Origin of the sequence: Candidatus Frankia alpina (assembly GCF_902806485.1) — a bacterium.
In the GTDB taxonomy this organism is placed as follows: Bacteria; Actinomycetota; Actinomycetes; order Frankiales; family Frankiaceae; genus Frankia; species Frankia alpina.
The window spans coordinates 1-10,904 of the sequence record NZ_CADCWT010000169.1 but is presented as its reverse complement, the minus strand read 5'-3'; the positions used below and the strand labels follow the sequence as shown (position 1 = coordinate 10,904).

At 72.7% G+C, this 10,904-nt stretch carries 11 protein-coding genes; 5 read left to right on the top strand and 6 right to left on the bottom strand.

The window, feature by feature from the left end; all coding sequences use genetic code 11:
• Nucleotides 1–54: 54 nt before the first annotated feature.
• Complete coding sequence (locus G6R25_RS16850) at nt 55–273, bottom strand: hypothetical protein (RefSeq protein ID WP_163553756.1); 219 nt, start codon at nt 271–273, stop codon at nt 55–57.
• An 857-nt stretch (nt 274–1,130) separates the two neighbouring features.
• Between G6R25_RS16850 and G6R25_RS16845 the strand changes: the two genes are divergently transcribed.
• The 5 genes from G6R25_RS16845 (at nt 1,131) to G6R25_RS16825 (ending at nt 6,172) form a co-directional block, all read left to right on the top strand.
• The gene (locus tag G6R25_RS16845; protein WP_163553755.1) at nt 1,131–2,393 is read left to right on the top strand and encodes an LLM class flavin-dependent oxidoreductase; all 1,263 of its coding nucleotides are present in this window, start codon (nt 1,131–1,133) and stop codon (nt 2,391–2,393) included.
• A 92-nt stretch (nt 2,394–2,485) separates the two neighbouring features.
• The gene (locus tag G6R25_RS16840) at nt 2,486–3,433 is read left to right on the top strand and encodes an NADP-dependent oxidoreductase (RefSeq protein ID WP_163553754.1); all 948 of its coding nucleotides are present in this window, start codon (nt 2,486–2,488) and stop codon (nt 3,431–3,433) included.
• Entirely contained in the window at nt 3,430–4,176 is a 747-nt protein-coding gene (locus G6R25_RS16835; RefSeq protein WP_205447183.1) for a GNAT family N-acetyltransferase, read from the top strand. The genes G6R25_RS16840 and G6R25_RS16835 overlap by 4 nt, the downstream gene beginning before the upstream one ends.
• A 5-nt stretch (nt 4,177–4,181) precedes the next feature.
• Nucleotides 4,182–5,513, top strand: coding sequence for a M20/M25/M40 family metallo-hydrolase (locus tag G6R25_RS16830; protein ID WP_163553753.1), 1,332 nt, complete (start codon nt 4,182–4,184; stop codon nt 5,511–5,513).
• A gap of 185 nt (nt 5,514–5,698) precedes the next feature.
• Nucleotides 5,699–6,172 carry a pyridoxamine 5'-phosphate oxidase family protein gene (locus G6R25_RS16825; protein ID WP_163553752.1) on the top strand — a complete coding sequence of 158 codons (474 nt, stop codon included), beginning with the start codon at nt 5,699–5,701 and terminating at the stop codon, nt 6,170–6,172.
• Nucleotides 6,173–6,252: 80 nt separating this feature from the next.
• On the opposite strand, the gene G6R25_RS27590 is transcribed toward G6R25_RS16825, so the two are convergent.
• The 5 genes from G6R25_RS27590 to G6R25_RS16810 form a co-directional block, all read right to left on the bottom strand.
• Entirely contained in the window at nt 6,253–6,933 is a 681-nt protein-coding gene (locus G6R25_RS27590) for a PP2C family protein-serine/threonine phosphatase (protein WP_235948766.1), read from the bottom strand.
• Between the two features lie 39 nt (nt 6,934–6,972).
• Nucleotides 6,973–7,851: a PAS domain-containing protein gene (locus G6R25_RS27585; protein WP_235948763.1), complete on the bottom strand. Its 879-nt coding sequence runs from the start codon at nt 7,849–7,851 to the stop codon at nt 6,973–6,975.
• Between the two features lie 304 nt (nt 7,852–8,155).
• Nucleotides 8,156–8,953: a FadR/GntR family transcriptional regulator gene (locus G6R25_RS16815; protein ID WP_163553751.1), complete on the bottom strand. Its 798-nt coding sequence runs from the start codon at nt 8,951–8,953 to the stop codon at nt 8,156–8,158.
• Nucleotides 8,954–9,179: 226 nt separating this feature from the next.
• A complete protein-coding gene (locus G6R25_RS31730; protein WP_268904164.1) occupies nt 9,180–9,536 on the bottom strand; it encodes an enoyl-CoA hydratase/isomerase family protein in 357 nt (118 codons plus the stop codon).
• Nucleotides 9,457–9,972, bottom strand: coding sequence for an enoyl-CoA hydratase/isomerase family protein (locus tag G6R25_RS16810; RefSeq protein WP_268904163.1), 516 nt, complete (start codon nt 9,970–9,972; stop codon nt 9,457–9,459). Before G6R25_RS16810 ends, G6R25_RS31730 begins: the two co-directional genes overlap by 80 nt.
• Nucleotides 9,973–10,904: the final 932 nt, after the last annotated feature.

Below are 10,904 nucleotides of genomic sequence, written 5' to 3'. Positions count from 1 at the left end.
ATCCGTCACCAGATCGCTTGAAACCACAACTCAACGACACCTAACAAAGCCCTACTAGTACGGCGTAAATAAATGCTCCAACGCAAAGACGGCCTGATGGTAGCCCTCCCTGCGCAAGACCGCGCCTTTCTCACCGTTCGGCGCGTTCTCGTATTCGGTGACGATTCTCAGCTTGTACGCCGCGCTGAACACCCGCCGCGACGGACGCAGCGCGGGATCACGCGACGGCTGGGACCCGCCGGGACTCTCCTGCGACTCTGACTCCACGAACATGAGGATCTCCGATCACGCCCTCCGTAGCCAACCCGCACCCGCGAGGGTGTCTCACTCAAGTCTGACAGGGAGGGGGTCCGCTCGCCCCGGCGTCTTCCTGCACGTCTGCCCGCCCCTCTGCCGCGTGACGCGCAACTCTCCGCCAAGGCCCAGGGTGCGCGCCGCCTCACCCACCCGGATCTTGCCATCCGGAGCAGCCGACCGAAAGGCCTGTCCTGCGGGGCGGAGTTGGCGTGTTCGCGCAGGGCGCTGTTGCCCTTCTATCGCCCCCGGCGGGGAGGACGTCCACTATGGACATACTCGATGTGCGCCGTTAGGTTTGGGCTTGGTCAGCCAGCTGAACTGGGCCGACAGGCGCGGGGCCGCTTCGAGGTCGGGCCCGAGTCGAGGAGTGGTGCGATGCCGCCGGCGCCTGGCCGACACAATCGGCCTCCCGACAACGCCTGGCGCTGCCCGCCGCACAGTCGGTCCATCCGGCGACGGTTCACCCGGCGGCTCGCGATCGACCTGCGCCGTTCGTCCAGCAGCCTCTGTCCAGGTCTCTGACCAGTCCGGCAGCCGCCTTCCGCGTTCCTGCTCGTGCCGCAGCGCCGCTCGCACCCCGTCCGGACCGCTGCACCACCCGCCCCCGACCACCGGGCCAGGCCACCCGCCAACGCCTCAGCCGCCCGGACCGGGGATGCCCGGGTGGCCCGGGCCGCGCCGCGCTGCGACACCCACGCCGGCAACGACCGTCTCCGGCGACGGCGCGGATCGGGCGGGAGTCCGCCGTCGGGACAGCTCGGCGGCAGACCCGGTCGCGAGCCGATGCCGTCAGCGGACGCGCTCAGCCCCCCGCCTCAACCGAAAGGTCGGATATGACAGACCTCCCGTTGGCCGTCCTCGATCTCGTGCCGGTCAGCGCCGGTGACACCCCGAACGACGCGTTGCGTAACACCGTCGACCTGGCCCGGCGGGCGGAGGAGTTCGGTTACCGGCGGTACTGGTTCGCCGAGCACCACCTCAACCCCGGTCTGCTCGGCGTGTCCCCTGCGGTGACGATCGCGTTGGTGGCCGGCGCGACGTCGACGATCCGGTTCGGCTCGGCCGGCGTGCAGAGCGGGCATCGCACCCCGCTGTCCGTCGTCGAGGAGTTCGGCCTGATCGACGCGCTGCACCCCGGCCGCATGGATCTCGGCATCGGCCGCTCACCGGGCCGGCCGGCACCGACGAACAGTGGGGCCCACAACGGCGCATCCCCGGCCGGCGGGACCGCGGCCGGCGGGACTGCGGCCGGCGGGACTGCGAACGGGGCAGCGCCCTCCTCAGGCCCGGCGCTCGTCTCGGCCGCGGCGGCCGCCTACCAGGCGAGCCTCGGGGGTGCCGATCACAGCACCGATCAGCGGGCCGCGAACGGCCTGCTGATCCCCCGCCGTTTCGACTTCAGCGCGCTGCTCGGCTCGCCCCGGCTGGGGGTGACCCTGTCGCTGCTGCAGCAGCCGGGCGCCTACACCCCGGAGTACGCCGACCAGGTCGACGACGTCCTCGCCCTGCTGCGCGACACCTACCACACCGCCGACGGCCAGACGGCCCGCGCCTGGCCCGGGGCCGGCGCGGCGCTTGAGGTATGGATCCTCGGGGCGTCCGGGGGGTCGAGCGCATCCGTCGCGGGCTCGCGAGGGCTGCGCTTCGCCGCCTCCTACCACCACAGCCCCAGCACGGTCCTCGACGCGGTCGATGCGTACCGGGCGGCGTTCGAGCCGGCGGCGGACCTCGCCGCACCCTACGTCTCGGTCTCCGCCGACGTCGTCGTCGGTGAGGACGACGCGAGCGCGGCCCGGCTGGCCTCCGGCTACGGGCTGTGGGTCCGCAGCATCCGCGGCGGCACGGGGACGATCCCGTTCCCGACCCCCGAGCAGGCGGCCGCGCACACCTGGAGCGACGCCGATCGGGAACTGGTCGCCGACCGCGTCACCACCCAGCTCGTCGGCTCCCCGTCGACCGTCGCCGACCGGCTCGAACAGCTCGCGACCGCCACCGGCGCGGACGAGCTGGCCGTCACCACGATCACCCACCGGCACGCCGACCGGGTGCGTTCCTACGAGCTGCTGGCCGCGGAGTGGGCCCGCCGCCAGGGCTGACTCAGGCTTGATGCAGGGCCGGTGCAGGGCTGACTCGGGGCTGGCTCAGGGCTGGCCCCACCCGGACGCACAGGAAGATGGGAAGGACTGCGGTGCCGAAGGCATACGTCTATATCGCGAACGGCGGCCCCGAGGTGGAGGCGTTCGTCGACCTGCCGGCGCCCGAGCCCGGCCCGGATCAGCTCGCGATCGCGGTGCGCGCCGTGGGCGTCAACCCCGTGGACTGGAAACTGCGCGGCGGGTCGACGCGGCCCGGTCAGCCCGCCCCGGTCTTCCCGGTCGCGCTGGGGGTGGAGGCGGCGGGCGTGGTCACCGCAGTGGGCCCGGGGGTGACGGGGTTCGCGGTGGGCGACGAGGTCCTCGGGGGCACGGTCGGCGGCGCCTACGCCGAGTACACCCTACTCTCGGTCGCGCTGGCGACGCACAAGCCGGCCGCGTTGAGCTTTCGGGCCGCCGCCCTGCCGGTCGCGGCGGCGACCGCCTATGACGGCGTGCACCAGCTCTCGCTGCTGCCGGGGGCCACCCTGTTGATCACCGGGGTCGGCGGCGGGGTGGGCGTGGCCGCCGCGCAGCTCGCCCGCCACGCCGGGCTCACCGTCGTCGGCACGGCCAGTGCGGGGAAGAAGGATCTCGTCGAGTCGTTGGGAGTCACCTGGGTCGAGCCGGGCCCCGGCGTCGTCGAGCGGGTCCGGGCGGTCGCGCCGCAGGGTGTCGACGCGATCTACGATCTCGTCGGCGGCGCAGCGCTCGAGGAGATCGCCGGGGTGCTGCGCGCTCCGGTGGGCGGGGGCGACGCCGTCGACGAGCCGCCGCGGCTGATCACGGCGGCGGACAGTGCGACGGTCACCCGCCTCGGCGGGGTGGCCGTGCAGCGAGCCCGCAGCTTGGCCGTGCTCGACGTCGTCACCGGCCGCGCCGCGGCCGGGGTGCTGGACCCCCACGTCAGCGACGTCTACCCGCTGGAACGGGCCGACACGGCCCTGCGGGCGGTCGAGACCGGCCACGCCCGTGGCAAGGTTGTGATAGAGGTCGCGGTGTGACGATGCGGCACGTGTTGGACAACCCCGCCCGCTCCGCCCTGCTCGGCCCGCACGCCCACCTCGCGCAGCGGCGCGGGGACGTGCTGCGCTACCCGGCGGACGTGTGCCCGTTCGTCGCCCTGCCCGACGAACCGGACCAGAACGCCTGGCTCGACGCGGCGGCGCTGCTCGGCCCGGGCGCCCTGCTGCCGTTCACCGGCACCGACGCGCCCGCCCCGCCCGGCTGGGAGGATGCCGGCTACGGCCCCGGGGTGCAGATGATCGACGAGGGGATCGAGGCGGTCGCCGACGACGAGGCGGTGGTTCTCGGCTCGGCGGACGTCCCGGAGATGCTCGACCTGGTGGCCCGCACCCGCCCCGGCCCGTTCCTGCCCCGCACCATCGCGCTCGGCACCTACCTCGGCATCCGCCGCGGCGGGGCGTTGGTCGCCATGGCCGGGGAGCGGCTGCATCCGCCGGGTTGGACCGAGATCAGCGCCGTCTGTACCGATCCGGAGCATCAGGGGTCAGGGCTCGCCTCCCGGCTCGTGCGGGCGGTCGCCGCCGGTGTCCGCGCCCGCGGCGAGACCCCGTTCCTGCACGCGGCCGCGACGAACACGAACGCGATCCACCTCTATGAGACCCTCGGCTTCCGGCTGCGGCGCACGGTGACCTTCCGCTCCGTCCGGATCCCGGGTCCCGTGCCGGGCCAGCCCACCGGGCCGCTCGCCGCGCAGTCGAGCGCGGGCGAGCCGGCGGGGTGAGAGCGGTGGAGACCGGCCAGCAGGTCGCGGCGCGCGAGGCGGTGGCGATGGCCAGCGACCTCATCGCGTTCGACACCAGCAACCACGGCGACCCGCACGCGCCCGGCACCGAGCGGCCCGCGGCCGAGTACGTGGCCGGCCGGCTGGCCGACGTCGGCTACGACGTCACCTACCTGGAGTCCGGGGCACCCGGACGCGGCAACGTCGTCGCCCGGCTGGCCGGCGCCGACCCGTCGCGGGGCGCCCTGCTCCTGCACGGCCACCTCGACGTCGTCCCGGCGCAGGCCGCCGACTGGACGGTCCACCCGTTTTCCGGCGAGGTACGCGACGGCTACGTGTGGGGTCGCGGCGCCGTCGACATGAAGGGCGCGGTCGCGATCACGCTGGCGGTGGCCCGCCGCCTGCGCCGGGAGGGCGTCGTCCCGCCACGGGATCTGATCTTCGCGTATGTCGCCGACGAGGAGGCCGGCGGCTGGTACGGGGCCCGCTGGCTGGTGGACAACCGCCCCGACCTGTTCGAGGGCGCCACCGAGGCGATCGGTGAGGTCGGCGGCTTCTCCGTCACCCTCGGCTCCACCGCCACTGGCGAGGACGTGCGCGCCTACCTCGTCCAGACGGCCGAGAAGGGCAGCCTGTGGCTGCGGCTGACCGCCCGGGGCCGCGGCGGGCACGGCTCGATGCTGCACGACGACAACCCGATCGCCACGCTGGCGGCGGCCGTCGCCCGCCTCGACGCCCACCGCTTCCCGCTGGTGCTCACCGATCCGGTCCGGGCGTTGCTCACCGGGATCGCGGACCTCACCGGCGTCCCGTTCGACGAGGCCGATCCGCAGGCCGCCGTCGACCGCCTCGGCCCGCTGGCGCGCCTGGTCGGGGCGGTGCTGCGGGACACGGCGAACGTGACCCTGTTCGACGCCGGCTACCGGTCGAACGTCGTGCCCGCCACGGCCCGTGCCACCGTCGACGGGCGGTTCCTACCCGGGCGGGAGGAGGCGTTCGGCCGCGAGCTGGTCGAGGTGCTCGGCCGGCGGGTGCGGGCCGAATGGGACACCCTGCCGCCGGTCCGGACGAGCTTCGACGGCGCCCTGGTGGCCGCGATCCGCGCGGCGGTCGAGGCCGAGGACCCGGGCGCTCGCGTCCTGCCGTATCTGCTGGCCGCCGGTACGGACGCGAAATCCTTCCAGCGGCTGGGGATCCGCCACTTCGGGTTCACCCCGCTGCGCCTGCCGCCGGAACTGGACTTCAGCGCCCTGTTCCACGGGGTCGACGAACGGGTCCCGGTCGCGGCCCTGGAGTTCGGCACCCGGGTGCTGGACCGGCTGCTGCGGACCTGCTGACGCACGGCGCCCACGGATCTACGCCATCCGGCACGGATCGGCCTGTGCCGGAGGGCCCGGCAGGCGGACGACGATCGGCCCTACCTCCTTCGGGGCACGCCGGCCTACCGTCGAATCGGGCGTCGCCGCAACGGTCCGGGCGCGCCGTCGATCCGGACGCCCACCCAGCGACGAGGGGAAACGCGATGACATCGACGAGTGTGGATGCGCGGGAGTTCACCATCAGCGCCAGCGACAAGACGACCGTCACCATCGACCACGCCGGGGGTGGTGTCCTGCCCGCGGCGACATGTCTGTGGCTGCTCGCCGGCGAGCAGGTGGGCCGGGTCGCGTTCCGCGCGGACGGGGAGATCCTCGTCCTGCCGGTGAACTACGTGCTGGACGGGGACGCCATCGCCTTCCGTACGGCCACCGGTTCCAAGCTGGCCGCCGCCCTCGAGGAGGACGCCGTCGGGTTCGAGGTCGACGGCCACGACCCGGTGGCCCGCGCGGGCTGGAGCGTTCTGATCAACGGCCGGGCGGCGGCGGTCAACGACCCGCAGACGCTGTCCAGGCTGGAGAAGACCGGACTCGCTCCGTGGGCGGACCGCATCGCCCATCCGCACTGGGTGCGCATCCTGCCCGAGTCGATGACCGGCCGGGTCGTCGCCCACTCCTGAGGGGCCCGTTCCTGAGGGGAGCATTCCTGGCGGGGTCGTACCCCGGACCGGCCCACGACGCCCGGCGAGGCGAACCGGGGTCAGTCCAGGCCGACGGCGAGCAGGCAGACGTCGTCGTCGCGACCGGCCGGGGCGACGATCTCCGCCAGGATCCCGTCGCACAGGTCCTCCAGTCCGCCGCCGGAGTCGAACCCACCCGCCGGGCCGGGAGCGGGCGGAAGCCCGGCGCCGGCGGCGGCGACGGCGAACACGTCGAGGCGCTCCGACAGTGCTGTCTCGCGCCGTTCGATCAGCCCGTCGCTGTAGAGCAGCAGCCGGCAGCCGGCCAGCAGCGACAGCACGCTCTGCCCGTACCGATGGTCCGGTGAGGCGCCGAGGATGGGGCCGTGCACCTGTTCGAGGTAACGCGTGGACCGCCCGACGATCAACAGCGGTGGGGGATGTCCCGCGCAGGACCAGGTCAGCCGCCGCTCGCCCGGCGTGAGCAGGGCGACGACGGCGGTGGCCAGCACCTCGTCGCCCTGGCCGGCGAGGTTCGCGGCGAGCTGGGTGGTGATCTCCGCCGGAGTCCGCCCCTGCAGCGCATAGGCCCGGGTGGCCTGGTACAGCTCCGCCATGATCGCGATCGCGTTGAGCCCGTGGCCGCCGACGTCCCCGACCACGAGCATGAGCTCGCCGTCCGGCAGCACGACGGCGTCATACCAGTCGCCGCCGATGCCGACGTCCCGGCTCGCCGGCAGGTACCGGGCACTGAGATGCACGCCCGCGAGATTGGGCAGCCGCTGCGGCAGGATCGCCCGTTACATGACGGCTACCAGCATCGTCTGGCGCTCGTAGAGCCGGGCCCGTTCGAAGGCGTGGGCGCACGTCCCGGCGAGGGTCTGCAGGAACGCCTGATCGCCCGGGTCGAAGTCGCGGGTCACTCCCCAGACGAGTACGAGGGCGCCGATGAGCCGATCGGAGACGATCAGCGGCAGGTGGGCGCAGGCGCTCAGCCCGAGAACCCGTACCGGCTCCTCCCGATCCGGGTAGTCGGCGAGGTACTCGGCCCGGCTGCGATGGTAGCGGGGCTGCCGGTCACGCACGACGTCGGCGGCGGCGGCCGGCCCGCGACCGGACAGCCCCGGCCACAGCGCCAGGACCGGCGACGTGGCCGGGTGCACGATGCTGCGGTACGGCTGGCCGTCGTCGCCGTAGAGCAGGACTGCGGCGAAGATGATTCCGAGGTCGGCGGTGGCGGTGTGCACGACCACGTCGCCGAGCTCGTCGACGGTCAGGGCCCGCTCGAGCGCATGGGTGACGTCGAGCAGGCGGGTGGCGCGCCACAGCACGGTGGATCCCGGGCCGGCGCCGGGCCGGTCGGGCTGCACGGCGCTGACGTCGCCGACCAGCCCGACCATCCGGGCCGCGCCATCCGACTCGTCGCGCAGCACGGCCCCCCGGACCTGGATCCAGCGGACCGCGCCATCCGGTCGTAGGATCCGGTACTCCTCCAGGACCGCGCCGGCGGTGCGGGCCGCGTCTAACATCGCCGTGCGCACGCCCGTCACGTCATCCGGGTGAACCATGGCGAACGCGGCGTCCATGGTCCCCTCGACCTCGTCCGGGGCGAGTCCGCACAGTGCCGCCGCCAGGTCGTCACACCCGAACCGACCGGTGTCCAGCTCCCAGCTCCACACGCCGACCCTCGCGGCGGCTCGGCGCCCTGCGCCGCAGGCCCTTGCGCCGCTGGCGGCCGGCGGACCCGCAGCGCACGGACCGCGCGACCCGTTCGCAGTCCCACCTGTGCGCCGCCTTCCCGCCGCGCATCAACGGCGACCCATGACCGCGCTGCTCCGGTTCGGGACGCCGACGCTCGGCCTGCCCGCCAATCTTCCCCCGGCGCACCGCTGGGCACACTTTGGGATCGCCGGCCGACACCGGGGCCGCCTCTCGCGCTCGCCCGGATCGACGGGACCGGGCTGGACCCGGCTCTGCCCCGGGCTACTCGAGGATGTCGATGACGCCGGCGGCGTCGAAGCCGCGCAGCAGCGACTCGTTGGCGGAGATCAGATGACGCCGCCAGAACCGCTCCGCCTCGTCGGCCTCGCCGGCCCGCACGAGGCTGATCAGCTTCTCGTACGCCCTGACCGCTCGGCGGTACTGCAACTGCACCTCGTCCGGCTCGGACTCGTAGTGCGTCCTCGTCGCGGTCGCCATGTGCCGCGCGAGGATCTCCTGAATCATGCCGGCTGTGACCACGAGGGCGCGGTTACCGGACTGCTTGACGACGACCTCGTGGAACCGGGCGAACGCCGTCCCGACAGTGTTGCTGCTCACGTCCTGGGCCAGGCGGGCGGTCAGGTCGTCGAGCGCGGCGACAAGCTCCTCGATCGCGTCGTCGGAGCCTCGATCGGCAACCAGCCAGGCGGCCAGCGGCTCGATGCCGAGGCGGGCGACGAGCACCTCGCCGAGGGTGGTGCCCGCGACGGCGAGCAGCAGCCCGGCCGGGCGGGCGACCACCTCGGGGCCTGGTACCCGGATGCGGGCGCCGGTGCGGGAGCCACGCCGGACCTCGACGAGGGACTCGGCCTCCAGCACCCGCACGGCCTCGCGCAGCGTCGGGCGGGAGACCCCGAAGTGGGTCATGAGCTCGGCTTCGCGGGGCAGGTAGTCGCCGTCGCGCAGCTCCCCAGTGACGATCATGTGACGCAGCCGGCGCGTGAGCAGCTCGGCCGTCTTCGGGGATCGCACGTCAGCCCCGTACCGGCCCTCCGGCAGAGAGAAGACCGGGGCGGCCATGGGATCGACTCCTCGCGTAGGGGAACATCGGATGCTGCGGGCCACAGCCGCAGTCCCAGCCGGGACCGCATGATCACGGGATCACGGTACTCACTCATGCTACTACAGAGTAGACTTAGTTATCTTTGAGCGGAATGCGACGCCTGCGACTCGGGATGCGCGGCCGGTTGCAAAACGATACCTGCCGGGAGGAGCCCGGCGGCACGCGCGCCCGCCGGCATGACCGTCAACGCACCTCATACCCGCCGCGGGTCGCCGGCTGAGTGCGCGACGTGCCCGGTGGGGTCGCGACCTGCACGTAGAGCAGCCCGGTACGCAGGGCCTGTGTCCGGGTGGAGTCCAGTGACTCCCAGATCGCCCGCACGGTCTGCTGGACCGCCACGGTCGGGTGCCGGGCGATGCGCTGCGCGATGTCCTGCGCCCGCGGCCACAGCCGGTCACGAGGGACGACCTCGCTGACGAACCCGATCTCGTGGGCACGCCCGGCCGACATCCGTTCGTCGTTACCGAGCAGCGCCATGCGCAGCACCTCGCCGATCGGGATGCGCCGCGCCAGCCCGATCGGCTCCAGCGCCGCGGTCATCCCGAAGGTGACGTGCGGGTCGAAGTAAGGTCGCCTCCTCGCCGGCGATGATGATGTCGGCCTCGTTCAGCCAGTACAGCGCCCCACCCGCGGCCATCCCCTGCACCGCGCACACCAGCGGCTTCCAGCACTGGTTGAGCTTCGGGGAGAGGTAGGCCGCCGGGTCGACCTGCTTGAGGGGCTCCTTCGCGAGGTCGTAGCCCTCGACCACGTCGACGCCGGTGCTGAAGGCGCGCTCGCCCTGCGCCCGCAGGGCGATAACATGCACGTCGTCGGTGCCGGTGGCGAAGTCCCAGATCGCCCGGAAGTCGTCCAGCACCTCCTGGTTGAACGAGTTGAGCCGGTCGGGCCGGTTGAGTGTGAGGGTGAGGGTGAGAACGTGATCATCACCCAGGGTCGCGGGAACGTTCGTCAGCGCGGGTACCTCGGCCGGCATGTCGTTGCCTCCTCGTATCGGCGACCCGCCGGACCCTCGGTGGCCCGGCGGCACGCGGGACGCGACCCTGCGACAGCGCGCCCGATTACATATATAGCTCAGTGTACGAGGATAGTTCAACCTCTCGCCACCGGCGCCCTCACCGTGGCCGCATCCCTCTCGCCATAGCGCCGACCGGACGGGCCGGTGGGGGCGATATTCGCAGTCCATCTCAGGCGGGCCGCACGACGCACTTCACCGCGGATCAAAGTGGACATCCACGCATCATCCGAGCTGATCGGACTCCTCGGGACAATGCGGGACCTGCGTCGGGATCTCACGCCCGACATCCAGATCCGCCCAGCACTCGGATCCCCGCGATCAGCACAGGACCGGCCCCACGGGGTCCGGCGTTCCCGAGCTATAACCCGATCGAGGTGAACGCGAATCACACAGAACGGACAACCCCGCGACACCCCGGGCCACGGCCCCCGGATGGGCGCTCCTCGATGTGCCGGCGCCGTAATCGCCACGCACCGCCCGGCAGGTGCGGGACCGACCCCGACCCCACCAGGTGTCGCATTCTCGACACCAGCCCACCCGGAGCATGACGGATGGTCGGACACACTCCGGATGGAGCACCCACACCCGCAGGAACGCAAACCGGACGATGGTGGTCAGAAGGTCGCTGACCAGCACGGCGACTATCTCCGAGAGCACCCCCGAGCCCCGCCAGGCAGATGCAGAATGGCCAGCGCCGCACTGGAGATGATCAGGGCCGCCCCGAACACCATCGCGGACTCCGCCCACCGTGATGCACAGGGACGCCAGATTGGCGTCGAATGCCGGCACCACCCTCCTGAGCCAGGGCCCCGGGAAGATCGTTTTAGGTTGCGATCTGCTACACGGAGTATTGGCCCCGTTGTGCCGTCCGGATGCGCTCCAGTCGAGAC